The organism is Kribbella sp. NPDC048915 (assembly GCF_040649595.1).
Lineage (GTDB): Bacteria > Actinomycetota > Actinomycetes > Propionibacteriales > Kribbellaceae > Kribbella.
The window spans coordinates 1-25,252 of the sequence record NZ_JBEZFT010000029.1; the positions used below are offsets into that span (position 1 = coordinate 1).

General features: G+C 68.9%; 24 protein-coding genes. 8 read left to right on the top strand and 16 right to left on the bottom strand.

The window, feature by feature from the left end:
- Nucleotides 1–451: 451 nt before the first annotated feature.
- The gene (locus AB0B82_RS17075) at nucleotides 452–688 is read right to left on the bottom strand and encodes a hypothetical protein (protein ID WP_360168539.1); all 237 of its coding nucleotides are present in this window, start codon (nucleotides 686–688) and stop codon (nucleotides 452–454) included.
- A 30-nt stretch (nucleotides 689–718) separates the two neighbouring features.
- Here AB0B82_RS17075 and AB0B82_RS17080 point away from each other — a divergent pair, with 30 nt between their 5' ends.
- Nucleotides 719–841, top strand: a complete 123-nt coding sequence (locus AB0B82_RS17080; RefSeq protein ID WP_360168541.1) for a hypothetical protein — start codon at nucleotides 719–721, stop codon at nucleotides 839–841.
- A gap of 4 nt (nucleotides 842–845) precedes the next feature.
- Here the strand turns inward: AB0B82_RS17080 and AB0B82_RS17085 are convergent, their stop codons facing one another.
- The 5 genes from AB0B82_RS17085 to AB0B82_RS17105 form a co-directional block, all read right to left on the bottom strand.
- On the bottom strand, nucleotides 846–5,912 hold the full coding sequence (locus AB0B82_RS17085) for an AAA domain-containing protein (RefSeq protein ID WP_360168544.1): 5,067 nt from the start codon (nucleotides 5,910–5,912) through the stop codon (nucleotides 846–848).
- Nucleotides 5,909–7,075, bottom strand: coding sequence for a M48 family metalloprotease (locus AB0B82_RS17090; RefSeq protein ID WP_360168547.1), 1,167 nt, complete (start codon nucleotides 7,073–7,075; stop codon nucleotides 5,909–5,911). Before AB0B82_RS17090 ends, AB0B82_RS17085 begins: the two co-directional genes overlap by 4 nt.
- 75 nt (nucleotides 7,076–7,150) lie before the next feature.
- Nucleotides 7,151–8,077, bottom strand: a complete 927-nt coding sequence (locus tag AB0B82_RS17095) for an ABC transporter ATP-binding protein (RefSeq protein ID WP_360168550.1) — start codon at nucleotides 8,075–8,077, stop codon at nucleotides 7,151–7,153.
- A 3-nt stretch (nucleotides 8,078–8,080) separates the two neighbouring features.
- On the bottom strand, nucleotides 8,081–9,142 hold the full coding sequence (locus AB0B82_RS17100; RefSeq protein WP_360168553.1) for an iron chelate uptake ABC transporter family permease subunit: 1,062 nt from the start codon (nucleotides 9,140–9,142) through the stop codon (nucleotides 8,081–8,083).
- Complete coding sequence (locus tag AB0B82_RS17105; RefSeq protein ID WP_360168556.1) at nucleotides 9,139–10,206, bottom strand: iron chelate uptake ABC transporter family permease subunit; 1,068 nt, start codon at nucleotides 10,204–10,206, stop codon at nucleotides 9,139–9,141. The genes AB0B82_RS17100 and AB0B82_RS17105 overlap by 4 nt, the downstream gene beginning before the upstream one ends.
- A 112-nt stretch (nucleotides 10,207–10,318) precedes the next feature.
- On the opposite strand from AB0B82_RS17105, the gene AB0B82_RS17110 reads away from it, so the two are divergent.
- Nucleotides 10,319–11,125 (top strand): siderophore-interacting protein, encoded by an 807-nt coding sequence (locus AB0B82_RS17110; protein WP_360168559.1) that lies wholly within the window; start codon nucleotides 10,319–10,321, stop codon nucleotides 11,123–11,125.
- A gap of 51 nt (nucleotides 11,126–11,176) precedes the next feature.
- Here the strand turns inward: AB0B82_RS17110 and AB0B82_RS17115 are convergent, their stop codons facing one another.
- From AB0B82_RS17115 to AB0B82_RS17125, 3 genes are all read right to left on the bottom strand, one after another.
- A complete protein-coding gene (locus tag AB0B82_RS17115; RefSeq protein ID WP_360168562.1) occupies nucleotides 11,177–12,382 on the bottom strand; it encodes an alginate lyase family protein in 1,206 nt (401 codons plus the stop codon).
- A gap of 159 nt (nucleotides 12,383–12,541) precedes the next feature.
- Nucleotides 12,542–12,949 (bottom strand): PPOX class F420-dependent oxidoreductase, encoded by a 408-nt coding sequence (locus AB0B82_RS17120; protein WP_360168565.1) that lies wholly within the window; start codon nucleotides 12,947–12,949, stop codon nucleotides 12,542–12,544.
- Complete coding sequence (locus AB0B82_RS17125; protein WP_360168568.1) at nucleotides 12,946–13,530, bottom strand: TetR/AcrR family transcriptional regulator; 585 nt, start codon at nucleotides 13,528–13,530, stop codon at nucleotides 12,946–12,948. Before AB0B82_RS17125 ends, AB0B82_RS17120 begins: the two co-directional genes overlap by 4 nt.
- 91 nt (nucleotides 13,531–13,621) lie before the next feature.
- On the opposite strand from AB0B82_RS17125, the gene AB0B82_RS17130 reads away from it, so the two are divergent.
- Nucleotides 13,622–14,323 carry an SDR family oxidoreductase gene (locus AB0B82_RS17130; RefSeq protein ID WP_360168571.1) on the top strand — a complete coding sequence of 234 codons (702 nt, stop codon included), beginning with the start codon at nucleotides 13,622–13,624 and terminating at the stop codon, nucleotides 14,321–14,323.
- A 99-nt stretch (nucleotides 14,324–14,422) separates the two neighbouring features.
- Here the strand turns inward: AB0B82_RS17130 and AB0B82_RS17135 are convergent, their stop codons facing one another.
- Nucleotides 14,423–14,755, bottom strand: a complete 333-nt coding sequence (locus AB0B82_RS17135; RefSeq protein WP_360168574.1) for a DUF1330 domain-containing protein — start codon at nucleotides 14,753–14,755, stop codon at nucleotides 14,423–14,425.
- 90 nt (nucleotides 14,756–14,845) lie between these two features.
- Between AB0B82_RS17135 and AB0B82_RS17140 the strand changes: the two genes are divergently transcribed.
- Complete coding sequence (locus AB0B82_RS17140) at nucleotides 14,846–16,858, top strand: serine/threonine-protein kinase (protein WP_360168577.1); 2,013 nt, start codon at nucleotides 14,846–14,848, stop codon at nucleotides 16,856–16,858.
- 25 nt (nucleotides 16,859–16,883) lie between these two features.
- Here the strand turns inward: AB0B82_RS17140 and AB0B82_RS17145 are convergent, their stop codons facing one another.
- On the bottom strand, nucleotides 16,884–18,164 hold the full coding sequence (locus AB0B82_RS17145; protein ID WP_360168580.1) for an adenylosuccinate synthase: 1,281 nt from the start codon (nucleotides 18,162–18,164) through the stop codon (nucleotides 16,884–16,886).
- 306 nt (nucleotides 18,165–18,470) lie between these two features.
- Nucleotides 18,471–18,956: a VOC family protein gene (locus AB0B82_RS17150; protein ID WP_360168583.1), complete on the bottom strand. Its 486-nt coding sequence runs from the start codon at nucleotides 18,954–18,956 to the stop codon at nucleotides 18,471–18,473.
- A 57-nt stretch (nucleotides 18,957–19,013) separates the two neighbouring features.
- On the opposite strand from AB0B82_RS17150, the gene AB0B82_RS17155 reads away from it, so the two are divergent.
- Nucleotides 19,014–19,832 carry a helix-turn-helix transcriptional regulator gene (locus tag AB0B82_RS17155; RefSeq protein WP_360168586.1) on the top strand — a complete coding sequence of 273 codons (819 nt, stop codon included), beginning with the start codon at nucleotides 19,014–19,016 and terminating at the stop codon, nucleotides 19,830–19,832.
- Here the strand turns inward: AB0B82_RS17155 and AB0B82_RS17160 are convergent.
- From AB0B82_RS17160 to AB0B82_RS17170, 3 genes are all read right to left on the bottom strand, one after another.
- Complete coding sequence (locus AB0B82_RS17160; protein WP_360168589.1) at nucleotides 19,819–21,024, bottom strand: MFS transporter; 1,206 nt, start codon at nucleotides 21,022–21,024, stop codon at nucleotides 19,819–19,821. The two genes, AB0B82_RS17155 and AB0B82_RS17160, sit on opposite strands and share 14 nt — an antisense overlap.
- Nucleotides 21,025–21,179: 155 nt before the next feature.
- A complete protein-coding gene (locus AB0B82_RS17165; RefSeq protein ID WP_360168592.1) occupies nucleotides 21,180–21,914 on the bottom strand; it encodes a 2-phosphosulfolactate phosphatase in 735 nt (244 codons plus the stop codon).
- 43 nt (nucleotides 21,915–21,957) lie between these two features.
- Nucleotides 21,958–22,365, bottom strand: coding sequence for a DUF3151 domain-containing protein (locus AB0B82_RS17170; protein WP_360168595.1), 408 nt, complete (start codon nucleotides 22,363–22,365; stop codon nucleotides 21,958–21,960).
- A gap of 144 nt (nucleotides 22,366–22,509) precedes the next feature.
- Here AB0B82_RS17170 and AB0B82_RS17175 point away from each other — a divergent pair, with 144 nt between their 5' ends.
- The 3 genes from AB0B82_RS17175 to AB0B82_RS17185 are packed head-to-tail and all read left to right on the top strand — an operon-like array spanning nucleotide 22,510 to nucleotide 24,135.
- Nucleotides 22,510–22,959, top strand: coding sequence for an HNH endonuclease (locus tag AB0B82_RS17175; protein WP_360168598.1), 450 nt, complete (start codon nucleotides 22,510–22,512; stop codon nucleotides 22,957–22,959).
- 12 nt (nucleotides 22,960–22,971) lie between these two features.
- On the top strand, nucleotides 22,972–23,133 hold the full coding sequence (locus AB0B82_RS17180) for a hypothetical protein (RefSeq protein ID WP_360168601.1): 162 nt from the start codon (nucleotides 22,972–22,974) through the stop codon (nucleotides 23,131–23,133).
- A 45-nt stretch (nucleotides 23,134–23,178) separates the two neighbouring features.
- Nucleotides 23,179–24,135 (top strand): type IV toxin-antitoxin system AbiEi family antitoxin domain-containing protein, encoded by a 957-nt coding sequence (locus tag AB0B82_RS17185; protein WP_360168604.1) that lies wholly within the window; start codon nucleotides 23,179–23,181, stop codon nucleotides 24,133–24,135.
- A gap of 64 nt (nucleotides 24,136–24,199) precedes the next feature.
- Here the strand turns inward: AB0B82_RS17185 and fbaA are convergent, their stop codons facing one another.
- Complete coding sequence (fbaA, locus tag AB0B82_RS17190; protein WP_360168607.1) at nucleotides 24,200–25,225, bottom strand: class II fructose-bisphosphate aldolase; 1,026 nt, start codon at nucleotides 25,223–25,225, stop codon at nucleotides 24,200–24,202.
- Nucleotides 25,226–25,252 lie beyond the last annotated feature (27 nt).

Consider the following 25,252-nt stretch of genomic DNA (forward strand, 5'->3'; position numbering starts at 1 on the left):
AGGTGGGTTCACCCATCGTGTTGTGGGTTCCGTACCCTTCACACGGGTCAGGAACCCACAACACCGTGGGTGAACCCACGGTGTGGGAACGCGCGCGGCGTCCAGCGCGGTCCAGGTCGGGCGCGGTCGGGCGCGGTCGGGCGCGGTCGGGCGCGGTCGGGCGCGGTCGGGTGCGGCACAGCGCGGGCGGCGACTCGGTCGCCCGGGCCACCCACGGATCGGTCACAAGAGCCGATTTTCCGCACGACGGTGGAGGGATTCTGCCGCCATACGGGGGAAAACCCTCCACAGATCTACGGCGACAACACCGCATCACCCCACGGCCCCAGCCCGCAACACCCATCACCCCACGGCCCCAGCCCGCAACGCCCCATCGCATCACGGCCCCAGCCCGCAACGCCCCATCGCCATGACACCCCATCACCCCGGGCCCCATCACCCTGACGTCCCGTCAGCCCAGGCCGCGCTGGTCGCCGAACTGGGCGTTGCGCGAACGCATCGCGATCACCATCGGCGCGGTGAACCAGCAGACGTGTTCGCCGAGGTCGCCGCCGTTGTGCACCATCGTGGTGCCGCCACCACGACCAAAGCGGTCCGCGGGGGCACGCCGCAGCTCGATGTCCCGCTGCTCGGTGACCAGCCGTATCCGGGTTCCCGAGTCGTTGCCCTCGGCATCGGTGCGGTGCACGAGCGTACGAGGACACCGACGACGGGCTCTGTGTCGGCCCTGCTCGCAACCGTACCGGACGGCGGAACCCGCGCCCGCGTCGCCGAACTCGCGACCCCGCTCAAGACCGACGGTGCGGCAATCGCCACCGAACTCCTCGTCGCCGAGGCCTGACCGATCAGTCGACCGGGCGATCGAGCTCGTCGATCAGTTGGTCGAGGACTGCTTGCGGCGAACGCGTCCAGTCCGTGGTCAGCACATGACGGACGCGCCAGCCGGTGGCGGTCAGGGCCGTGGGGTGGGTGGTGAGGCGCTCAAGGAGCGTATCGGCGTCGACTCGGTCGGGGGTGTCGACAAGGACGGCCAGGCGATACCCCGGATCATCGGGACGCTTCACCGCGAGGTCGCAGCGGAACACCGACTCGCCGACGGCCAGGTCGACCTCCACACCACGGTCCCGCAGCGCCGCCGCGAGTTGCTCGACCACCGGAGTCGGCCCGGTCACGGTGCTGGGCGTGCTGCGCAGGTCGTACGTCGCGAGCGCGGCCTTGGCGGCGGCCTGATCGCCTCGGGAGACGGCAGCGGCGTACCCGAGGAACCGGCGCAGCGTGTTCGCGCCGTCGTTGTACGTATTGGTGATCGCCTCGGGTTCGATACTGCTGACGATCACCATGTGTTCGCGGGCGCGGCTGAAGATCACGTTCAGCCGCTTCTCGCCGCCGGACGTGTTGATCGGGCCGAAGTTCATCAGCATCCGCCCGTCCGGGCCGGCCGCGTAGCAGACGCTCATCAGGATGATGTCGCGCTCGTCGCCCTGGACGTTCTCCAGGTTCTTCACGAACAGCCCGGCGTCCTGCTCCCCGCGCGTCCGCACCTGCTCTGCCTCGTACTGCGCCGCGAACGCCGGATCCTCCTCGGCCAACGCATCCAGCGCCCGCTCGATCTCACCCTGCTGAGCCTCCGAGAACGCCACGATGCCGAGGCTCTTCCCGGTATCACGCGCCAGCAGTTCACGGACCAGCGACGCGATCCACCGCGCTTCGGCGGGATTGGTACGGCGGACGTACACGCCGTCGACGAGCCGAACCGAGGTGATGCTCCCGGCCAGCAAGCTGTCGCACACCTCGGACGGTGGCGAGTCGGACTGCAGCGTCCATGGCGGAGCAGTGTGCGCCGGCAGCCGATCCGGAACCGTCGCGAGCTTGCCCTGATAGAACGCGGCGTTGCTGAACGAGATCAACGCCTCCGAACGACTCCGGTAATGCCATGTCAGCATCGTCGACGCCAGCCGCAGCGCACTGATCGACAGGAAGCTGTCCTCGGTCAGCGCGATGCCGACCTGCTCGGCGGTCTCGTCGTCCGCCTGAAGGTCGTCGGTCTCGTTGCGCACCCGGAAGTACTGCGTCGGCGGCAGCTGCATCTGATCACCGACCACGATCACCTGTGGCGCCCGGTGCAGCGCCGGAATCGCTTCCTCCACTGGGATCTGGCTCGCCTCGTCGTACACGACAACGTCGAACGACGCGTTCAGCGGTAGCGTGTCCGACACCGATGAGGGGCTCATCAGCCATACCGGCCGGAGCGTCGACACCAACGCACCCGGCGCACCGGACGCGAGATCGCGGATCGATCGGTACCGCATCACCTTCCCGAACTCGTGCTCCAGCTCGCGTCGCCCGGTCGCGAACGTCTTCTTGCGCTCACGGTCCGCAGTGGACATCCCGGTCACGCTGCGCTCGGAGTGGTCGACCTCCGCGAGGAACCGGCGCTGCACCTGCGCGACCACGAGTTGGGCGTTGAGCTCGGTGAGATCGTCGTACGCCATGCCGAGTTCGCCGACGATCGCGTCGACGCGCTCAGAGGAGAGTTGGAGCGGTGCAGCGACGCGGGCGCGTTCCCATTCGGCAGCGCAGACGGCGTACTCGAGTTGGTCCGGTGTGGCGTCGAGTCGCCGTACCGCGGTGCGGACCGAGGTCGGCGCGTTGGCGAGCTCGCGCAGTGTGGGGCCGATCGCGCGGATGATCGGCCCGGCCGCGCCGAGTCGATCTGCCAGGTCGCGGAGCTCGGCGATGGTGAGGGTCTCCCAGCGGTCGGCCAGGAGCTCCTCAGTCGCTTCGGCTGCGATGTCGAAGGTGTCGGCCAGGTGGGAGAGCTCACTAATGTTGCCGAGCAGGGCGCGCCAGTTGGGGATGGTCTTGCGGGCGTTGGCGAGCTGGTCGATCAGGCGCTGCGGGTCGTCTGTTGCCCAGTCCTCGCGGGTTTGCTCGGTGTGCTTCGTGACTGCCGCGGAGGCCGATTGCGCGGTGACCAGGTCGGACAAAAGTTCGGTGATGGACGGTTGTACGGCGCGGGCGCTCGTGTCGAAGCGTTCGCGGACCAGGCCTTTCACGCGTCGCCAGTCCGCGTTCAGGAAGGCGAACGCCTTGCCTTCCTTGCTCTCAGCAACCTTCAGCGCCGCCCGCGCATCCGCCGCCGCCAGCGGCCGCTTCCACCCGGCAGCTTCCGTCCAGGCAGCCTTCTCGGCCGCAACCAGCTTCTTTCGCTCGTCTGCGGCCGCCTTCAGTTCCCGAGCCACATCCGACCGCGGAACCATCGCGTCCGCTTTCTCGAGGGCAGCCAACGGGGCCACCAACCGTCCGAACCCGGCCAACCGCCGCGCTTCAGCCGCCGTGAGCCCCGAACCGCCACCATCGACGGCCGCCAGTGCGGTGGCGACGGCGCTCCAGTGGGTGTGCAGGGTGCGGGTCGCGGTGGTGATGTTGACGTCGTGCCAGTGGGTGGTCGCCACGGCGGCGAGGGGGCTCCGGGAGAGGACGCCAGCGGTGGAGGGATCAGCACTTGCCAGCGCATGAGCGACCTTGCGCACGACCTCCCGAGAACTCCACCAATCCCCCACCCCCGGCACCTCAACCCCCGGCACATCATCCGTAGGCACCTCGTCGGCTGACACTTCGGCCGCGGGTGCGTCCGCGTTCACGATGTTGGGCGACCAGGCGTGGGTGTGCAGGTGGGCGAGGTGGTTGACGACGGTGCGCAGGGGTGGGGTGCCTTCGGTGAGGTGGGTTTCGAAGGCGTCCACGGTGGCGAGCAGCCCGTCCACACGGGCGATCAACTCGGCTCGGCGGGCGGTCAGCAGGTCGAGATCGTCCGCAGCGGTCAGCCAGGACTCGTACGTCTCGCGCAGCCCATGGACGAACGCCTTCTTGTCCCCCTGCGAATCATGGATCAGCGCACACAACCCATCCAGCCGGCGACTGGCCAGCCTCGCGTGCACCACATCCAGAGCCGCCCGTTTCTGGCAGACGAACAGCACCCGCTTCCCGCGGGCGACGAAGTCCGCAATCAGGTTGGTGATCGTCTGCGACTTGCCCGTCCCCGGCGGGCCCTGGATCACGAAGCTCTCGCCCCGCCGAGCCCGCGCGATCGCCGCCACCTGCGACCCGTCCGCCGGAACCACCAAGTAGCGCTCGGCCGGCGCCAACTCCGGCAACGCAGTCGCCACCGGCCGCGGCCGATCCGAGAACAGCTGGTCGAACGACGCCGCCGACTCCCCGCTGGTCAGCAACTCGTCGTAGTCGCGCACCAGCCCGAGCGTCCGGTAGTTGAAGTTCGCCAGCGACACCGCGCAGAGATCGACGTCCCACGAGTACGGTCCGCCGTCGGTGTCGAGGGTGTACACGTCGGTCTCGAGCGCCCCGGGCCGCCGCGGCTCCGCACCGAGCGCGACCCCGAGCGGCAGGGCCTGCTGCGCGATCTGCGTCCGCAAAATCTGGACGCCGAGCGGCTGGTAGTCGGAGCGCCGGTACGAGTACGGGTACTGCCTGCCACCGAACCCGGTTGCGACGTTCCCGTGCCGCCTCCGGTGGTAGGTGCGCAACCGCGTCATCGCCCGTTGCCGCACGAGCTCGATCCGCGGCTTCTCCCGCAGATGCAGTCGCAGCCCCGGCTCGGTCGCCTGGATCTCCTTCGCCAGCCGCTCGTGCAAACCCTGCAACGCACCAGGCGCCGACAGGTCCACGGTCTCCGGCAGCGAGATCCCGTACAGCTGCCGCAGGCTGTGCCGCAGCGTCGGATTCACCTCGGCGATCGGGTCCGTGACCCGCAACGTGTACGAGTCGCGCACCCCGCGTTTCTTCGTCAGCTCCACCTTCGCCAGCACCAGCGGCGAGACCAGCCGGGTGTCGCGATCGTTCTTCAGATCGTGCCAGCGCAGGAAGGCCGGCACGAGCCGCAGTTGATCCTGCCCGTAGTCGGCCCGGTCCCGGCGTGCGGTCGAGATCAGTTTGTCCAACGTGTTCGCGGCGTACGGCGCCTCGTCGTACCGGATCCACTTGCCCAACGGCTGCGCCTTCTTGAGCAACGGCGCGGCGAGCTCGTCCCGCCAGGTGAACAGTTGCTCGGAACGAATCGTCCGTACGTCGAGCATGAGCGGCACCGACGCCTCGGTGAGGTTCAGCGTCTGCGCGGTCGGCCGGAAGTTGATCAGCCGATTGCGCCGGGACAGATCGAAGAGCCTGTCCCGGAGCGCGCCGAGCACCGCCGTCCGCCGATCCGCTGCGCCCCGGAGGATCGCCTCGACGTCGAAGTCGAGCGGCTGATCGCGGTAGTTCTCCAGCTGTTCGATCAGCGACGGCAGGTCCTGCGCGCGCCGGTGCCGATCCGGCTCGACCATCTGGGCGGCGACCGAGACGATCACCGGATGCAGATCCGGGTCCAGCCGGTACAAGTTGCCGCGAGCATCGATCAAGGTGGCGACATCCGCGGTCCGGGACAGGTCGAGACCGCAGCCGAGCCCGAGCAGGAGCTGCCCCAGACTGAAGACGTCGGTCAGCTGATCATGATGGCCGACCACGTGCTCCCAGCTCTGCCACCCGGCCACCAGCGTCGGCGCCACGATCGCATCCGGCACCGGCTCCGGCACAGTGGTCGTCTCCCGGCCACCGCGCTCCCCGAGGTCGAGGTCTGCCTGTCGATGCGCGACAACCTCGACGGCGCTCGGACGCTTCCCCTGCCGCGCCTCGATCTCCCGATCGGCCATCGTTGGCCGGCCGGCGTCCTCGGGCGCGAAGCCGAGCCGGTTCTGATCGTCGACCACGATCCGATCCAGACCGCGCAGCGGCGCGACGAGCCCGCGCTCGTGAACCGCCGCCGTCTGATGGAACAGCGGAAGCACAGCGGCCAGCAAAGCGTCGTTGCCCAGCCCGCCCTGCGAGACGGCCAGCGCGATCAGGTCGTCCGCACTCATCCGCTCACCTCCGCGGCAGCTTCCACGAAGCGCGCCCGCTGCTTGTCGCTCCATCCCAGTTCGTCGTCCGCCACGTCGACGTACCCAGGCAAGCCGGCTCGGCGCGCAACGGCCAACGAAGCGACCAGACCGGTGTCACCCGTCTCCGGATCAGCCGTGGCCAGATCGAGCAGCAGATAAGACAGGTAGCGCTTGGTTGCCTCGGCCAATGGACGCGGTCGTGGCAGCGGGGCGCCGTCGACCGGCCGCACCGCCAACGGTTCGTCGAAGCGCACCGCTCCGCCGGGCACGCCGAGCGGACCGGGTGGATCCGCGAAGCCCGCCGCCGCTGTTGCCACCGCATCGGTGCGCAATCCGTTGGTGTGCGCGATCGCTGCCGCGAAGTCCCGACTCAGCTCGCGCAGCAGAACCGCGTCGAGCAGATCCGGCGCGTCGACGTCCAGCGGACCGGTCACCAGCAGCTCGATGTCCGCACCGTCCAGCCAGTTCTTCAGGGCCCACGCGCGCCCGACGGCCTCCGGATGCGACGTCCCGCGACTCCCCGACCGCAGATCCAGCGACTCGGCCTGCCGCAGGTACGCCGCGGGGTCCGCCGTACTCAGCCCGGTCTCCAGCTTCAGCAGCGCGCGGATCGTCGTCGTCAGATCACCACACGCCGTCAGGGCACCCCGGTCCGCGAACAGCTCGGTCGCCAACGACCACCGCCGATGCGTCTCGAGGTACTGCGACGGCGTCCGCGCGTCACCCGCCGCCGCGTCGAGCAGTCGATCGACAGCGAGGTACCCGCCGTCGTCCGCCTGCCACAACAACCGGTGCGCCAGCTCGTGCCCGATGACCGCGGTCAACTCGTCCTCGTCCAACCGGTCGAGCAACGTGCCCTGGAACAGGATCACCGCCTTGCCGGCCTGATGCAGGTACGACGCGTTCGGCTCGCCGCTCACCTGGAAGTAGTCGATGTCCGCGTCGAGCTCGAGCGCCGCGGCCGCCCGCTGCCCCGCCCGGAACACCACCTGATGCGCCTCAGCCTCCAGGCGGTACGCATTCCGCAGCAGAAGCTCGTCGAGCGATGCCTCCGGCGCACCGTACAACGCCGCCCAGGCGCGCTCGTCGACCTGACGGACGACCGCCAGGACGGACCGGTGATACACGAGCGGCGACAACATGCCCGCCACCATAGCCAGACCCACCGACGAAATCCGATCCCTCACTCAGAGACCTGTGGACAACGCCGGAAGGTACTACCCCGCGGAGGGTCGGCAGATGCCGTTGGCGGCAGCGCTCGCCGCCAGCGCCGCCGCGGCTGGACTGGTCCGCGAACCCTGCGCATCCGCGCCCGGATCCCCATCCTGCACCCGGCTGTGCCGACCGATCGGCACCACCATCGGCGTACCGGCGACCGGGTCGGCGATGACACGTACCGCCAGCCCGAACACGTCCTGCACCACGTCCTCGGTGATCACGTCCGCAGGGTTGCCTTCAGCAACGATCGCGCCGTCCTTCATCGCGATCAGGTGGTCGCCGAACCGGCAGGCCTGGTTCAGGTCGTGCAGCACCAGCACGATCGTCCGGGCCTCGGACCGGTTCAGGTCGACCAGCAGGTCGAGCACCTCGAACTGGTGCGTGAGGTCGAGGAACGTGGTCGGCTCGTCGAGCAGCAGGATGTCGGTCTCCTGTGCGAGCGCCATCGCGATCCAGACCCGCTGCCGCTGCCCGCCGGACAGCTCGTCGATCGGCCGGTCCGCGATCGACAGCACATCGGTCGACGTCATCGCCGCGGCGACCGCCTCGTCGTCGGCCTTCGACCACTGCCGGATCCAGCGCGTCCGCGGGTATCGTCCGCGGCCGACCAGGTCCGCGACCGTGATGCCCTCCGGCGCGGTCGGCGACTGCGGCAGCAGTCCGAGCTTGGTCGCCACCTCGCGGGTCGGGATCTGCTGGATGCTCTTGCCGTCGAGCAGCACTGATCCGCGCAGGGGCTTCAGCAACCGCGCCAGCGTCTTCAGCAGCGTCGACTTCCCGCAGGCGTTGGCACCCACGATGACCGTGATCTTCCCGGTCGGGATCCGCACGGACAGGTCGTGGATGATCTCCCGCTGGTCGTAGCCGACCGCGAGACCATCGGCAGCCAGGCTGTGCCGAATCACCGGGTCCACAGAGTTCTCCATCCCTCAGCCACCACTCCCGACACGGTTCGCTCGCGCCAGCAAGAACATCAGGTACGGCGCCCCGACCACGCCGGTGACCACGCCGACCGGCAACTGCGTGTCGCCGAAGGCGTGCTGCGCGATCAGATCCGACACCGCGACCACCAGCGCCCCGAGCAGACCGGACGCGATCATCGCGGGCCCCGGCGAGCGGGTGAGCCGCCGCGCGATCGGTGGCGCCACGAACGCCACGAACCCGATCGGCCCGGCCGCCGCGGTCGCCATCGCGGCGAAGAGAACGGCGACCACGATCAGCCCCAGCCGCGCGACCTCCACCCGCACCCCGAGCCCGTACGCCGTCTCGTCGCCGAGCTGCAGGATGCGCAACTGCCCGACCAGGTACGCCGTGACCGGCAGCAGAACGACAAGGGTGATGGCCAGCGACCGGACGTTCGACCAGTCCCGACCGTTCAGGCTTCCGGTCAGCCAGATCAGCGCCTGCTGCGCGATCTCGACCCGCGCCTTGGTCAGCAGGTACGACGTGATGCTGGTGGCGATCGCACCGATGCCGATGCCGATCAGGATCAGGCGGTAGCTCGAGACACCGTGCCGCCACGCCAGCACGTACATGAGGAATGCGGTCAGCACCGCGCCGACGATCGCGAACGCCGACACCGCGGCTCCGGTGAGCCCGATGGTCACGATCGCGAACACCGCGAACGCGCTGGCGCCGTACGTCACACCGATGATGTCGGGGCTCGCCAGCGGGTTGCGCGCGATGCTCTGGAAGATCGCTCCGGACAGACCGAGCGCCGTACCGACCAGCAGCCCGGTCAGCGCCCTCGGCAGCCGCAGCTGATTGACGATGAACTCGGTCGCCCGGTCGCCGCCACCGAACAGCGTCTTCACCACGTCGAGCACCGGGACCTTGAAGTCGCCCAGCGACAGCGAGACACAGAACGTCGCGAACACGACGACCGCGAGAACCACTGCGACGACCAACGACCGCGCCTGGCGGGCCGACCGCGCCCGCGCGATGATCTGCGCGGCCTCGGCGGTCTTGTCCGGTGGGCTGAGCAGCGTCATAGGTCGGCCAGCTTCCGGCGGCGGACCAGCGCGATGAAGAACGGCGCTCCGATGACCGCGGTCACGATGCCGACCTGCAACTCACCGGGCAGTGCGACGACCCGGCCGATCACGTCGGAACCGAGCAGCAGGATCGGTGCGAGCAGCGCCGAGTACGGCAGGATCCAGCGGTAATCCGGTCCGGTGAGGAGCCGCGCCACGTGCGGGATGGTCAGCCCGACGAACGCGATCGGGCCGGCCGCCGCGGTCGCCGCACCGCACAGCAGGACGACGACCACCGCGACGAAGGCGCGCGCGAGGCCGACCCTCTGCCCGAGCGACTTGGCCACGTCGTCCCCCAGCGACAGCGCGTTCAGCAGCCGCCCGCAGAACAGGGCCAGCACGATCCCGATCACGATGAACGGGGCCACCTGCTCCGCGATGTCCGAACCGCGGCCGGCGAACGACCCGACCGACCAGAAGCGGAACTGGTCGAACGTGTCGACGTCACCGATCAACAGCGCGGTGGTCAGCGATCCGAGCATCGCGGTCAGCGCCGCACCGGCCAGCGCGAGCTTCACCGGCGTCGCGCCTTCGCGACCGAGTGACCCGAGCAGGTAGACGACCACCGACGCCGCGGCCGCGCCGAGGAAGGCGAGCCACACGTACGACGTCAGCGTCGACAACCCGAACCAGTAGATGCCACCGACAACGAACAGCGCCGCTCCGCCGTTCACACCGAGGATGCCCGGATCGGCGAGCGGATTGCGGGTCACGCCCTGCATCAGCGCCCCGGACAGCCCGAGCGCGGCGCCGACCATCAACCCGATCAGCGTCCGCGGTACGCGCAGTGAGTGGACGATCACGTGATCGGTGTTCGCCTCGTCGTAGTGGCGCAGGGCATCGAACACCGTGGCCAGCGGGATCTGCTTCGAACCGACCGCGACACTTAGCAGGCAGACCAGGATCAGGAGCGCGACGCACCCCACCAGGCCGAGAGCCAGGACACTCCGCCGTGCACGGCGCGGGCGCGAAGGAACAACGCTGTCCTGGCCGGCGGCGACCGTGGCAGTGGGCGGGGGCATTGGACTTTCGGGATCCTCTTAGGTAAGGCTAACCTCTAGATGCCTCAGAATAACCCGGTGGTGCGCGGGTCCGCATCTGAGCCCCCTGCAGAGTGTATGGAGAGATCCCAGCATGACGACTGTGCTCGAGCGGCCGATCGTTTTCGACTCGCTCCTGGCCTCCGTGGCGGCCGTGGACGACCTGAGCCCGCACCTGCGCCGCGTGACGTTCGTCGCACCGCGGATCGCCGAGGCAGTCACCGCCGGGCCGGACCAGCGCATCAAGGTCCTGCTGACACCGCCCAACGGTGGCCCGATCACACTGCCGTCCGGACCCGACTGGTACCCGGACTGGTGCGCGCAGCCGGTCGACGAACGTTTCATCATGCGGACCTACACGGTCCGGGCGCTGCGTCCCGAGGTGGCCGAGCTGGACATCGAGTTCGTCCTGCACGGTGTCAACGGACCTGCGTCCGCTTGGGTCAGTGAAGCCAAGCTGGGCGACCAGGTCGGTCTACTGCTGCCGTTCGCGGTCGACAAGACCAGCACGAAGGGCCTGCTGCACTCGGGCGTCGACTACGTCCCACCGGCGACCAGCGTGCGGCGCGTGCTCGTCGCGGACGAGACGGCGCTGCCCGCACTCGCCGGGATCCTGGAGGAGTTGCCGGCCGGAGTACATGCCACGGTGTTCGTCGCCGTACCGGATGCTGCCGATGTGCGACCACTGGCCGGCAACGCCGACGTCACCTGGGTCACGAACGGCACGCTGGCGGAGACGGTGCAGTCGACGGTGCTGCCGTTCGACGTCGACTACGCGTGGGTCGCCGGGGAGTCCTCCATGATCAAGGAGGTCCGCCGTCACCTCGTGAACGCGGTCGGGATGCCGAAGAGTGCCATCTCGTTCCAGGGCTACTGGAAGCGCGGCGAAGCGCACGACTGAGGGTCCGGGAGAGCCGGTGGGCAGAGTGGACCGGCCCTCCCGAAGACACCGTCAGGACGGGTTCTCGGCGTGGGTCAGCGTCTCCCACGCAACGAACAGGTTGTTGGAGCCCGCCGGACGGCGTGACTCGGTCAGCGCCTGGGTGTTGGTCATCGCATAGCCCAGGCGGGTGTGCATCGCGTTGAACCCGACCTCGGTGATCGGACCGAGCCCGCGGTGCAGCGTGCCCTTGCACAACCAGGACGGCACCGGCTCGAGGTTCCGCTCCCACTTGGACTGGAAGCCCAGCGCCTGGCGCAACCGCTCACCGAACTCGGGGTACATGTCGATGCCCTGGATCCGCGCCGTCTCCAGCACGTGCGAGATCGACGAGATGCCGTAGCCGGTGTGGGTGAGGTCGCGGCAGGTCTCCTGAGTCAAGCCGGTCACGAACGTCCCCTGGCCCTGCCAGTAGTTGACGATCTTGTCGCGGGTGTTGAGGTTCTGACTCGGCACGGTCTTCGGCAGCGCACCGTCCGACTCCAGGTAGACGTACGCCGGTACGCGCAGCCGGTACAGCGCGATCGCCTTGTCGTAGATCGCCTTGTCCTCGAGGAACACCGCCATGCCCTGCAGCGAATCGGTCATGCTCAGCTCCCAGTTCCCGTTGGAGTTGGAGCCGTTGATGATCTCCGGGACATAGACGTTACGGAGCATGGTGGCGAAGCGGCTGGCGTTCGGCCAGTCGCCGTACACGTGCTTGATGATCTCCGCGGCCTTCGGCCAGGACGACGCGGCCCAGGCGGTCTGCAGCGGCGCGTTGCTGTTGGTGTGGTCCCGGACGGTCGCCGACCAGGCGTCCATCAGCTGGATCGCCTTCTGCGCGTAGCGGTCGTCTCGAGTGAGGTACCACAGCAGGGCGTCGGTGTACGCCGCGATGGCGTCCTCGCGCTCGTCGGTGCAGCCGTAGTTCGGGTTGGAGTACGAGCCGCACTCCACGACCGCACGGGGTTTCGGTGTGCGGGACAGCGAGGCGTACGAGCTGTTCTTCGCCTGGTTGAAGGCGGCGGTCCACGGCTGCGCGCCGGCCTGCACCTTGGCACGGACGAAGTCGAGCTGGGCGCGGCTCACGCCGACGCCGGGATGGGTGAACGTCGGCGGCGCATCCACGGCCTGAGGTGCCTGTGCGGCCTGCTCCGCAGCGGCGGCCGGCGTGGTGAGGGTCCCGGCGACCAGTGCGGCACAGGCCGCGGCCGCGACAAAAGGAAGTTTTCGCATGGGCGGTGTCCTGTCTCGGGGGGCGGTAGGACAGCGGTTTCCAGGGCAGTGTCACGACGCCTGGCAACCCGGGTCAAGACCCCGCCGGTACCGGAACTTCCTTGGAACACAACGCATTTCTGTCTCACGTCCGGTGGAACAAACTGCGTCAGCGTCCCACTAGTGACCGAGCTGCTTGGTGATGCGCTCGACGATCACGCTGGTCGCGTACCGCGTGGTACCCGGCGGCTCGACGTCCTCCCAGGAACCCGTGTACTTGCGCGCGATCGCCTTCTCCAGGGCGAGCTCGGGATCCGGCACCAGTTCGTCGATGTGTCCGCGCAGCTCGATGTAGTACGTCGGCTGCGCGGGATCGACGATCACCACCGAGATCGCCGGATTGCGCTGCAGGTTGCGCAGCTTCTGCCGGCCGTCGACCAGGCTGATGCGCACCCGCTCGCCGTCCCAGAGGAACCACAAGGGTGTCACCTGGGGCTCACCACGGCGACCGATCGTGCCCACCAGGGCGATCGCCGTCGACGCAAGCAACTTGTGGAACTCGGTCGGGATCTCCACCTGCGCGCTCACCGGAGCGCCAGCTCGCCGGCGTGGATGCCGGCCGCGTCGAGGAGCGCTGCCGCGGTAGCCGCGCCGATACCGTTCAGCGGCTGGGCGCGGACGACGGCCCGGGCGGACGCACCGTCGAAGATCATCGTGAGCTGGACGGCCAGCGTGGCCGGATCCTCCGCGGCGGCCTTCACCAGCTCGCGGTGGAAGAAGTCGGTGAGCTGCTGCTTGAAATGCCGGGCCACGACCGACCCAGGGTGCTCGGGGTTCTTCAGCTCGACCGCCGTACTCACCAGCGGGCAGCCGAGGTAGTTGCCCTCAGCCACCATCGCGTCCTGGTTCTCGAAGACTGCCAGGATCCGCTCCCGCGGCGACCGGTCGTCATCCGGGCGCGGCTCCAGCACCGCCTGGTACGCCGGGCCGCGACTGGCCAGGCTCTCCGCGATCAACTCGTCCTTGGAGCGGAACAGCTGGTACATCGACTTCTTCGACACTCCGGCCGCCTTGCACAACGCATCCACACCGATACTGACGCCGTCGCGGTAGAAGAGGTCACCCGCGGCATCCAGGAGCCGCTCGCGGGGTGTTGCCGAAGTACTCATGCCATGAAGCGTACCGGTTCGATTTGAAATCGGAAACCGATCGGTTTACGGTGGTGGAAACAGATCGGTTTCTCATCTCAGGAGCTCCCCCATGACCTCACTGCAAGGCGCCGTCGTCCTGGTCACCGGCGGCCAGCGCGGAATCGGCAAGGCCCTCGTCGACGACCTGCTCACCCGCGGCGTGACCAAGGTCTACGCCACCGCCCGCAGCCCGCGACCGAGCACGGACCCGCGGGTCGTCCCGCTGCCGCTCGAGATCACCGACCAGGCCACGATCGACGCACTCGCCGAGGCGGCGCCGGACGTGACGGTGCTGATCAACAACGCCGGCGCGAGCGCCCCCGACACCTACCTCGACTCATCGATCGAGGAGGCCCGCGCGGTCTTCGAGGCGAACTTCTTCGGCCCGCTGCAGCTCACCAAGGCCTTCGTCCCGATCATCGAGCGCAACGGCGGCGGCCACATCCTGAACGCGCTGTCCGGCCTGTCCTGGATCGCCCGGCACGGCGCGTACTCCGCGACCAAGGCCGCGTTCTGGCTGCAGACCAACGCGATCCGGCTCGAACTGCTGGACCGCGGCATCGGCGTCACCGGACTGCACATGGGCTACGTCGACACCGACATGACCAGCGACGTGACCGAGCCGAAGTCCCGCCCGGAGGACATCGCCAAGGAGGCCCTCGACGGCATCGAGGCCGACGCCTACGAGGTCCTCGCCGACGGACCCGCCCGCTGGGCCAAGTCCGTCACCGCGAAGGACCTGACCGAGGCGTACCCCCAACTGAAGCGCTGACGCCCCGGTCGGGATCTCCAGGTATGCAGAACCCGGGCTGACGCGGCCGATCCAGCCCGGATCCGGGACTTCTGCATACCTGGACGTCCGCCGCCGACGTCAGTCGAGGATGTCGGTGGCTTTGTGGGTGTCGTCGACGCCTTCGACGATGATGACGTCGCCGTCGGAGTTCCTGGTGCGCAGCGGCAGGATCGCGTGGTACGCCGGTGAGTCGTACCACGCCCGCAGGTGCTCGACGTCGGGGAACTCGACCACGATCGGCGTACCGTCCCAGGCGCCTTCGACCAGCTCCGGCGTCGCGCCGTGGACGATGAACCGGCCGCCGTACGGCACGAGCGTGGCGTCGATGCGCTCGAGGTACTCGACGATGTGCGGCCCCATCCGGACGGCGCGCAGATTGGCGATCGCGTAGGCCTTCAGGTTCTGTGTCATGCCCTCAGCGTCGGCGACCGGGTGCGTTCAGGCGATTACCTCTGAGGTCATCGTCGGGGATTGATCTCGCAGGGACGTACCGTAGATGGCATGTCAGTCTCAGGGGGACCGCCTTCCACTCGGGAAGAGGAGGTGGAGGAGCGGGTCGGGCCGTACCGGTTGATCCGGCGGCTCGGGCAGGGCGGCATGGGTGTCGTCTACCTGGCCGAGGGGCCGGAGCGGCAAGAGGTCGCGCTGAAGGTGCTGCGGCCGCACGTCGCGCACGATCCGATCGCGCGGGCACGCCTGCAACGTGAAGCGACCACGTTGCAGAAGGTGAACCACCCCGGCGTGGCCGGCATTCTGGACCACGACCTCGAGGGTGAGCAGCCCTATCTGGTGACCCGCTTCGTCCCCGGCCGCCCGCTGGACGAGCAGGTGGACGAGCGCGGTCCGCTGACCCCGCGCAAGTGGCTCCCGCTGGCCGGGTGCCTGGCCGAGTCGCTGCAGGCGATCCATGAGGTCGGTGTCATCCACCGCGACCTCAAGCCCGGCAACGTGATGATGTGCAACGGCAAGCCGGTGATGATCGACTTCGGCATCGCGCAGGCCGCCGACGACCTGCGACTCACCCAGACCGGTCTGGTGATCGGTACGCCGGGCTACCTGGCGCCCGAGCTCATCGAGGGCGAGATGGTGTCGGAGTCCGCGGACTGGTGGGGCTGGGCCGCCACGGTGGCGTTCGCCGCGACCGGGCGCCGGCCGTTCGGCAAGGGTCCGTTCGAGGCGGTGCTGGCCCGGGTGCACTCCGGACAGGCCGACCTGGACGGCCTGGACCCCCGCCTGAAGCCGCTGCTCGCCGCGGCGCTCTCACCGAACAAGGCCGACCGGCCGACACAGACCGAGATCATGGCCGGCCTGAGTCGGTACGCCGAGGGACGCGACGCGCTGCCACCGCGGGAGAGTCCGACGGTGGCCGCCGTACCGCCGACGAAGCTCGTCACGAAGCTGATGCCCGCAGAAGATGCTGCTGCTGCAGCAGCTGTTGCCGAAGCACAGGAAGACACCGGACCGACTCCCACCGAGGTGGCGCAGCTCGTGCCGCCGGTGATTCCGCCGCTGTCGGCGTTCGCTCCGATCCGGGACAAGATCCGCGAGGCGACGGCGAAGAAGCCGGCCACTCCGGTGCAGCCCGCAGCGTACGGCGGCGCGGGTGGCGCAGCTGGTGCGGTTGATGCCGGCGCGGCCGGTGCGGGTGCGGCTGGCGCGGCTGGCGCGGCTGGCTATGGTGCGGCTGGCTACGGCGCCGCCGGTTATGGTGCCGCGCCGTACGCCGCTGCGCCGTACGCGGGCACGCCGTACACGGGCGGCCCGGCTCCGTACCAGAACGGCACGCCCGTGCCGTACCAGCAACCCTCACCACAGCCCCAAGCACAGCCTGCGCACCCGGTGGCCGCTCAGCCGGTGAAGGCTCCGCCGACCGGTCGCCGGACGGCGGTCATCGTCGGCTTCATGCTGGCGCTGACCGGCTTGATCGCCCTGGTCCCCGGAGTCGGCTCGATCGTTGCCATCCTGCTGCTGGTGCTCGCCCGGACCGTCGACCGCTCCAGCACTGCACTGATGCGCCGCCGCCAGGTCCGAGGACGGGCAGGCAAGTCGGACGGCCTGGTGGCTGTGGTCGCCAGCCCACTGCAGCTCGCGACGGCGGCCCTCATCACGCTGCCGTGTCTGATCCTTCCGCTGCTCACCGCGGTGGTCGTCGGCGGCATCGTCACCGGCGTCGCGGCGTCGGCGTACGGACTCGACTGGACTCCGCTGTCCGCCGTCGGCTTCGGTACGGCGGGCCTCACCGCGCTGTTCTGCTGCTGGTGGGGTCCTGGCGGTAGCTCGTTGCGTCGAGGGGCGCACATCGCCGCGCGCAACACCTTCCGGCCGCATTGGTTCGCCGGACTGATCGCCGTCGTCCTGCTGGCGATCGGCGCGCTGACGTTCTACCTGGCGACGCAGGGCGAAGGCGCAGCGTGGGCACGGACTCCGATCCAGACGCCGAACATCGAGCGTCCGACGTTCGGCGATCTGCGCAACGCGCCGTTCATCCGGGACCTCCCCATCATCGGTAACTGACGGGGAGGCTCGGAAAGGTCGTCGGTCAGAGCTGAACGATCTGGCTGCGCTCCGGCCCGACGCCGATCGCGGAGATCCGCGCACCGCTCAGCGACTCGACCGCGCGGACGTAGCTCTGCGCCTCCTTGGGCAGGTCCTCGAAGGTCCGGCAGCCGGTGATGTCCTCGCTCCAGCCGTCGAACTCCTCGTAGACCGGGAGCGCGTGGTGGAAGTCGGTCTGGGTCATCGGCATCTCGTCGTGGCGCACACCGTTCACGTCGTACGCGACACAGACCGGGATCTTCTCGCGGCCGGTCAGGGTGTCGAGCTTGGTGAGGACGAAGTCGGAGACGCCGTTGACGCGAGCGGCGTACCGCGCGATGACGGCGTCGTACCACCCACAACGCCGCGGACGGCCTGTCGTCGTACCGAACTCGGCGCCCTGCTGACGCAGCCACTCACCGTCCTCGTCGAGGAGCTCGGTCGGGAACGGGCCTTCGCCGACGCGGGTCGTGTACGCCTTCACGACGGCCATCACGCGGTCGATCCGGGTCGGCGGGATGCCGGTGCCCGTGCAGGCGCCGGCGGAGATCGCGTTCGAGGAGGTGACGAACGGGTACGTGCCATGGTCGACGTCGAGCAGTGTCGCCTGACCGGCCTCCATCAGCACGGTCTTGCCGTCGTCGAGGGCCTTGTTCAGCAGCAGGCTGGTGTCGGCGACCATCGGCTTCAGGCGCTCGGCGTACCCGAGCAGCTCGTCGAGGACCTCGCTGATCTCGACCGCGCGCCGGTTGTACACCTTCACCAGCAGCTGGTTCTTCTGCTCGAGCGCGCCGGTGACCTTCTGCTCGAGGATCTTCTCGTCGTACAGGTCCTGGATGCGAATGCCGATCCGGTTCATCTTGTCGGCGTACGTCGGCCCGATGCCGCGGCCCGTCGTACCGATCCGGCGGCTGCCGAGGAACCGCTCGGTGACCTTGTCGAGGGTCCGGTTGTACGGCGGGATGACGTGCGCGCTCGCACTGATCACCAGCCGGGACGTGTCCAGCCCGCGCGCCTGCAGCGCGTCGAGCTCCTCGAACAGCACGCTGAGGTCGACCACGACCCCGTTGCCGATCACCGGGGTGACGCCCGGTGTGAGGATGCCGCTCGGGAGCAGGTGGAGCGCGTACTTCTCGGACCCGATCACGACCGTGTGACCGGCATTGTTGCCGCCGTTGAACTTCACGACGTAGTCGATGACCTCGCCCGTGTTGCCGAGCAGATCGGTCGCCTTACCCTTGCCCTCATCGCCCCATTGGGCGCCGACGAGCACGATTGCGGGCATCTCAGCCCTCCTCTTTCACGCGCCGGCCCGCACACCCCGTGACGGCCCGCGCTGGAAACGGTGAAGCCCGGAGACATTCACCGGACGTTCATCCGGCGATGCATCCAGGCTCTTGCGACCAAAGCCTACCGGACGACGAGGCGAGGATTTCGGGCCTGTCCAGATCCCTCAAGTACTCGTTTCAAGTCATTGTTTCATCAACTGACGGGTTGCCATTTAGCGTGATCGCGTGCACACTCTTAGTCAGCGGCCCGCCGAAACTGCCGCAGGGGACGGTTCCGGCGGGCCGCTTCCTCGTTCCCGGAGTCAGCCGAGCTCGGTCGGGTTGCCGGCCAGCCACTCCTTGACCCGCCGATCGGCCTCCTCGCGCGAGACGTCTTCGACCCGGGTCATGATCGCCCAGCGGTGCCCGAACGGGTCGATGACCGTACCGAACCGGTCACCGGTCATGAAGGTCTGCACCTCCTCGACCGAGGTCGCGCCCGCCTCGAGCGCCTTCGCGTACGTCGCGTCCACGTCCGGGACGTAGTGCACCAGCGAGGAGTGCACCCACTCGCCGGTCGGCGCCTGCAGCCCGATCTGCGGCATCTCGTTGCTGAGCTGCAGCATCGAGTTGCCGAACTTCAGTTCGGCCTGACCGAGCCGCCCGTCCGGCATGTCCTGCCGGCTGATCACCTCCGCGCCGAACACCGTGCAGTAGAACTCGATCGCCTTCGGTCCGTCGGCAACGGCGAGGTACGGGGTGAGCGAGTGATAACCGTCGGGGATGGGGTTTACCGTGTTCGTCGTCATGACACGAGTCAATCCGCTGCGTGCCTGAACGGTCTTGTAAGAAAGCGACAGCCCGCCGTGAACCACCCACCCGACAGCGAGAAGGGCATCCTGCATCCGCGGGAGCAGGCCCGGCACCGCTCGCTGAGCCGGCTCGCCGCCGGTCCCGAGGCGGACCGGTTCGTGGAGTGGTATTGGATCGTCGAGTGGGACCTGGACGAGCCGTACACAGCCGAGGTACTGCCGTTCCCGAGTGTCAACGTGACGTTCGAGCAGCCGGGTGGTGCGTTCGTGAACGGCGTCCAGACACGCAAGTTCGAACGGGTGCTGCAGGGACGCGGGCGGGCGTTCGGGGTGAAGTTCTGGGCCGGCGGCTTCGGCGCGATCACCGGGTTGGACGTGGGTTCGTTCCGTGACGAGGTGCTGCCGTTGACCGCGGTCTTCCCGGACGGCGATCGGCTCGCGGACCTGATGTTCGAGGCCGAGTCCGACGTCCGGCGGCGCGCGGTGTTCGAGGCGTTCCTGCGCGACCACCTCGCCCCGCCCGATCCGTCGTACGAGCTCGTCCGCGAGATCGTCACGACGATGGCCGCCGACCGCTCGCTGGCCCGCGTGGACGAGATCACCGAGCGGTTCGGCGTACCGATCCGGACGCTGCAGCGGCTGTTCCGCCGGTACGTCGGCGTGGGGCCGAAGTGGGTGCTGCGGCGCTATCGGTTGCACGACGGCGCCGAGCTGCTCGCGCAGGGCGAAGTCGCCGAGCTGGCGGACCTGTCCGCGTCCCTCGGATACTTCGACCAGGCCCACTTCTCCAAGGAGTTCAAGCAGCAGATCGGCCTGACGCCGGCCGAGTACGCCGCGCGCGCCGCGGCCGAGCGACAGATCACCTATCGGTGAACTTCACCGCCAGCGCCAGCAGCGTCGCCGTCAGTGCCGCGCCGAGCGACACCACGAAGCCGTACTGCGAGCTGTGACCGTCGACGACCCAGCCCGCGAACGCCGAGCCCAGCGCGATGCCGGCCGCGGCGCCTGAGTTCAGCCAGGTGAAGGCCTGAGTCAGGACAGCGGAGTCGACCGATGCCTCGGTCAGCACCGCCGACAGCGTCTGGAACGGCGCTATCGCCAGTCCAGGGAGCGCCAACGCGAACGCTGCGATCAGTGGGCCCTGCGCTGCGATCAACGGCAAGCAACTCAGGGTCAGCCAGACGAAGGCGAGGACGAACTGAGTCTCCGGTGCGGTCCGCCACCGGCGCGCGCCGTACACGAGTCCGGCAACCAGACTCACCAGGCTGGTGATGCTGTAGAGCGGTCCGGCGAGTCCCGGCGTACCTCGTGAGACGGCGAAGGCGGTGACGGACACCTGCATGCTGCCGAAGAACAGTCCGACGCCGATGTTGGTGCCGACCAGGCCTGCGAAGCGCTTGTGCAACAGGGGTTTCGGGCGTTCGCGGTGCTCAGGGCGTCTCGGAGGCGGCGCGGTGCCGCGCTGAACGGCCAGTAGCAGGCCGCCGGCCAGCAGGAGGCTCGTCGCTGCGACAGAACCCGCGACCGGGCTGGCGGCCGAGCTCACGACGCCGACCAGCAGTGGGCCGACCATGAACGCAATCCCGACGCCCAGCGCCTCCAATGCGAACGCTGCCGAGAGCAACGGTGTGTCACGCAGCGCCAGCGACCACCGTGCCGCCGTTTGCGCGCCGATCTGCGGCAGCGAGCCGCCGGCCAGGACACCAGCCACGACGAGGGCCGGGAGTGGGGCACCGCTCAGTGTCAGGCCGATCAGCAGGGCGACGGCGACTCCGTGAGCCAACAACGTCACCGGCAGCATGCGGGTCTGACCGAAGCGGTCGATCAGCCGGGCGACCTGCGGTCCGGCGAGCGCCTCGGCCACGGCGAAACCGCCGGTGACACTACCGGCCGCCGCGTACGAGCCGGTCGCTCCGTGAACCAGCCAGACGATGCCGAGGCCGGTCATGGCGATCCCGATCCGGGCCGGGGCCGCCGCGAGGTAGAACTTCCATGCGCCCGGAGTCCGCAGGACCTCCGCGTAGGTGCTTCTGGGCGCGTCTGGCCGTCCGGTGAGAGCCGGCACGGTGAGACCTTTCGCTGCCCGATGGGGCGGGGACACGACCGTGGGCGTCCTGCTTCACCGGTCTGTCCATCCGCCGAGAACCGTCCATGTTCGGCAGGAAGCGGGGACGCACGCCGCCTGCCGGCACTGTCAACGGGCAGAAACCACTGGTTCGTTCAGATTGACCTGAACATCGTACCGTCCCGAAGCACGGGCACGCAGCGGCTTGTGTCCACCTCGGCCGCGATCGCGACATCGCCCTCGAAGCCGTACTGCGTGAGCTCGCGACCGCCGGCGCATTCGTGCAGCATCCGCGGCAGGTCGCCCGCGACTGCGTCGTACGCCGCCACCGCGGCGGTGGCCTCCGGAGACAGGGCGTCGCGGCCGAGTGCGCCGAGAAAGCCGCCGGCGCCCCACAAGTCCTCGACGGCCGGTCGGAGCGAACCGTCCGGCCAGCGTTCGCCGGCGGCGATCGCGACCACCTTGCGCGGTTGCTGCTGCCGCACCCACGCCGCTGCAGCGGATCGATTACGCAGCGACACCGCGATCACGGTCGCGCCGGTGTCGCTGAGCTGTTTCGAGATCGTCGATCCGTTCGGTGACGGCAGGACGAGTTTGGTGATTCCCGTCACTCGTCTGATCGACACCGGCGACAGGCTGACCTCGTCCGGCCCCGCGGCCGATCGTCCGACCGCGAGCGTCGCGCCGTACCGCTCGGCGTACGTCACGGCCGTCTCGTCGCGCCACCGGTACGGGTACACATCGATGCCGCGGTCGGCGGCCACGGTGACCGCGGTCGTGAACGACAGGACGTCGACGACCGCGACGATGTCACCGGCAACGACCTCGGCCCCGACCGGACCCCAGTCGAACCCGGCGCCGAATCCGTCCTGGGCGTAGGGGCTGGTCACCCGGCAGATCATTCCCGCCGGACAACCAAGCCCACAAGCGGTTTCAGCTCAGCGCGTCGGCGGCGGTGGGGGACGAGTCGCGCAGGAACGTGGCGCAGCGCTCGGCCTCGTCCTTCTCGTCGATCAGCGCCGCTGCCTTGCCCAGCGCGGCCAGCGCGCGCAGGAAGCCGCGGTTCGGTTCGTGCTCCCACGGCACCGGACCGTGCCCCTTCCAGCCGTTCCGCCGGAGCAGGTCGAGCGCCCGGTGGTAGCCGGTCCGCGCGTACGCATAGCCCTCGATCGTGCGCCCGTCGGCGAGCGCACCCTCGGCCAGCACGGCCCAGGCCAGCGACGACGTCGGGTACTTCGCGGCCACGTCCGCTGGAGCGGCCCCGTCGGCGAGTTCCGCCGCGGCAGGGTCGACCGGTAGTAGTGTCTCGGGTGGACCGGAGAGCAGATTGTTCAATTCCATAAGCACATCTTCGCCGATCACGCAGCCGAACCGGCAGGTGACCGGCTGACGAAATCCGTTGACCGTTCACGTGGCGGCCACGGATGCTTGACACACTGCGTCGACCGCCGTGGTTCCCAGCTACGGCCCAGTTGGAGGCACCGGATGAGCGTCATTGTCCTGAACGCGTCGTACGAGCCACTGCACACCGTCTCGATCCAGCACGCCATCCGGATGCTGGTCCGAGAGGTCGCAGTGGTGGAAGAGGCGCACGGAGAGCGAACCATCGGCCCTTTCCCGGTCCCTCGCGTCCTCCGCCTGGTCCGGTACGTCGTGACGCACTGGCGCTACGCGGCCGGCCGGATGAAGTACAGCAAGCACGGTGTCCTGCGGCGGGACAAGTTCCGCTGCGCGTACTGCGGGCTCGACAACGCCGACACCATGGACCATGTTCAACCCAGGTCCAGGGGCGGCCGCACCGAGTGGCTCAACGCGGTCGCCGCCCATGCCGCGTGCAACGAGCGCAAGGGCAACCGCACCCCGGCCGAGGCCGGCATGCCCCTCCTCTGGCAACCCTGGATACCCACCCGCGCCGAGCTCGTCATAGACACATGACGAGCCTTTTTTATGCCTGAATCCCATCGCCTCACGTCCGGCCGCTCGCTGCAGATCACCACGATCGCCGAGCGGCCGGAGCATCTGGTGCCGGTGGACTGTGACGTGGCTGCCGATCGCGCCGTCTACGTCGAACCGAACGTCTGGGTGCGGCACGGGTTCTCCACAGATTGAAAATCGTGGGTCCAGGGCGGGGTGGAACGCGGCACGTTCTAGGGCATGAATCCACATCTCGCCGTGATGGCGTCGATCCGGGGTGGCGTGTTCACCCGGGCCGACGCCCGTGCCTGCGGTTATCCCGACGCCGACATCGACTCCTTGCTCGCCTCCGGGTCCTGGCGCCGGATCCGCCGGGGCACCTATGCCGCCCACCGCTCGCTGATGCTCGTCACCGATGAAGTCCTGTACCTGCGCCGGATCCACAGCGTTCTCCGGCGCAGCGGGCCGAGCGTCTTCGCCAGTCACCAGTCCGCCGCGGCGCTGCATGCGCTGCCGGTCTGGGGCCTCGATCTGACCCGGGTCCAGGTGACCGCGCCGGACGGCGGCTCCGGGCGGTTGCGCGGCATTCACCGGCACATCCGCGACCCAGTCGGCCCCGGCCTCCAACTGTGGAACAACCTCCGCCTGGTCTCGCCGGCCCGCGCCGTCGCCGAGGTCGCCGCGGCCGCACCACCGCAGCCCGCGGTCGTGCTCGCCGACGCCGCGATGTACGCCGGACTCGTCAACCGCCGCACGTTGAGCCACGCGGTGGCGCAACTCGAACAGGGCGGCAAGCGTGCGCTCGACGTCCTGGACCGGCTCACCGGATCGGCCTCGGTCGCAGAGTCCCGCCTGCGCTTCATCCTCGCCGAGGCCGGCCTCCCGAAGCCGAGTCCGGCACCACCGCCGGACATCGACCCGCCTGACGAAGATGTGCCGGCGGCCGAAGGGCTGTGGTTCCCCGACGAGCGCACCGTCGTGGAGTACCAGCCGCGTTACCCCTTCTGGTGCGCGGAGTCCGAGCCCTCCCCGCACGACCCGCAGCAGAGGTTCGAGGGCCCGCAGCCCGTCGAGTCCTGCTGGATCCACTGGGCCGACCTGTCCGACCCGCCGACCGTGGCCGACCGCATCCGGTCCGCGTTCGACCGGGCCGCCCGGCGGACCGGTGTCCGCCACTTCGATCTCGCCCGCATGTGACGAAGGGCCCGCTGCCGACGGCAGCGAGCCCTTCGCAGACCCTCACCAGGAGGACCAGATGATGTCAGGCGTTCAGCGACGTCCCCGTCGACCGAAGGCTCTCGCACGCCTCGGCGACGCGCTTCGCCATACCTTCCTCGGCCGCCTTGCCCCAGGCGCGCGGGTCGTAGGCCTTCTTGTTGCCGACCTCGCCGTCCACCTTCAGCACACCGTCGTAGTTGGTGAACATGTGCGCCGCCGCCGGGCGGGTGAAGGCGTACTGCGTGTCGGTGTCGACGTTCATCTTGATGACGCCGTTGTCGACCGCGGCCCGGATCTCCTCGAGCGTCGAGCCGGAGCCACCGTGGAACACCAGGTCGAACGGGCGCTCCTTGCCGACCTTCGCACCGACCTGGTCCTGGATCTCCTTGAGGATCTCCGGACGCAGCTTGACCGCACCCGGCTTGTAGACGCCGTGCACGTTGCCGAAGGTCAGCGCGGTGATGTAGCGCCCGTTCTCACCGGTGCCGAGCGCCTCGACCGTGGCCAGGCCGTCCTCGACGGTGGTGTAGAGCTTCTCGTTGATCTCGTTGGCGACGCCGTCCTCCTCACCGCCGACGACACCCACCTCGATCTCCAGGACGATCTTCGCCGCGGCGGTCTTGGCCAGCAGTTCCTTGGCGATCTCCAGGTTCTCGGCCAGCGGCACCGCGGAGCCGTCCCACATGTGCGACTGGAACAGCGGGTTCTCACCGCGCGCGACGCGCTCGGCGGAGATCTCCAGCAGCGGCCGGACGAAGCCGTCGAGCTTGTCCTTCGGGCAGTGGTCGGTGTGCAGCGCGATGTTCACCGGGTAGTTCTTGGCGACCTCGTGCGCGTAGGCCGCCAGCGCGACGGCGCCGGAGACCATGTTCTTGATGGTCGGACCGGACAGGTACTCCGCACCGCCGGTGGAGACCTGGATGATGCCGTCCGAGCCCGCCTCGGCGAATCCGCGGATCGCGGCGTTCAGCGTCTGCGAGGAGCTGACATTGATGGCCGGGTAGGCGAAGCGGTTCTGCTTGGCCTTGTCCAGCATCTCGGCGTAGACCTCAGGGGTTGCAATGGGCATGTCTCGCGGTACTCCTCACAACACAGT

Coding starts and splice junctions, on each gene's coding strand:
- AB0B82_RS17105 (WP_360168556.1), bottom strand. CDS start 10,206: ATGCCCCCGCCCACTGCCACGGTCGCCGCCGGCCAGGACAGCGTTGTT.
- AB0B82_RS17175 (WP_360168598.1), top strand. CDS start 22,510: ATGAGCGTCATTGTCCTGAACGCGTCGTACGAGCCACTGCACACCGTC.
- fbaA (WP_360168607.1), bottom strand. CDS start 25,225: ATGCCCATTGCAACCCCTGAGGTCTACGCCGAGATGCTGGACAAGGCC.
- AB0B82_RS17170 (WP_360168595.1), bottom strand. CDS start 22,365: ATGGAATTGAACAATCTGCTCTCCGGTCCACCCGAGACACTACTACCG.
- AB0B82_RS17135 (WP_360168574.1), bottom strand. CDS start 14,755: ATGACACAGAACCTGAAGGCCTACGCGATCGCCAATCTGCGCGCCGTC.
- AB0B82_RS17180 (WP_360168601.1), top strand. CDS start 22,972: ATGCCTGAATCCCATCGCCTCACGTCCGGCCGCTCGCTGCAGATCACC.
- AB0B82_RS17115 (WP_360168562.1), bottom strand. CDS start 12,382: ATGCGAAAACTTCCTTTTGTCGCGGCCGCGGCCTGTGCCGCACTGGTC.
- AB0B82_RS17095 (WP_360168550.1), bottom strand. CDS start 8,077: ATGGAGAACTCTGTGGACCCGGTGATTCGGCACAGCCTGGCTGCCGAT.
- AB0B82_RS17125 (WP_360168568.1), bottom strand. CDS start 13,530: ATGAGTACTTCGGCAACACCCCGCGAGCGGCTCCTGGATGCCGCGGGT.
- AB0B82_RS17100 (WP_360168553.1), bottom strand. CDS start 9,142: ATGACGCTGCTCAGCCCACCGGACAAGACCGCCGAGGCCGCGCAGATC.
- AB0B82_RS17130 (WP_360168571.1), top strand. CDS start 13,622: ATGACCTCACTGCAAGGCGCCGTCGTCCTGGTCACCGGCGGCCAGCGC.
- AB0B82_RS17140 (WP_360168577.1), top strand. CDS start 14,846: ATGTCAGTCTCAGGGGGACCGCCTTCCACTCGGGAAGAGGAGGTGGAG.
- AB0B82_RS17085 (WP_360168544.1), bottom strand. CDS start 5,912: ATGAGTGCGGACGACCTGATCGCGCTGGCCGTCTCGCAGGGCGGGCTG.
- AB0B82_RS17185 (WP_360168604.1), top strand. CDS start 23,179: ATGAATCCACATCTCGCCGTGATGGCGTCGATCCGGGGTGGCGTGTTC.
- AB0B82_RS17145 (WP_360168580.1), bottom strand. CDS start 18,164: ATGCCCGCAATCGTGCTCGTCGGCGCCCAATGGGGCGATGAGGGCAAG.
- AB0B82_RS17110 (WP_360168559.1), top strand. CDS start 10,319: ATGACGACTGTGCTCGAGCGGCCGATCGTTTTCGACTCGCTCCTGGCC.
- AB0B82_RS17090 (WP_360168547.1), bottom strand. CDS start 7,075: ATGTTGTCGCCGCTCGTGTATCACCGGTCCGTCCTGGCGGTCGTCCGT.
- AB0B82_RS17150 (WP_360168583.1), bottom strand. CDS start 18,956: ATGACGACGAACACGGTAAACCCCATCCCCGACGGTTATCACTCGCTC.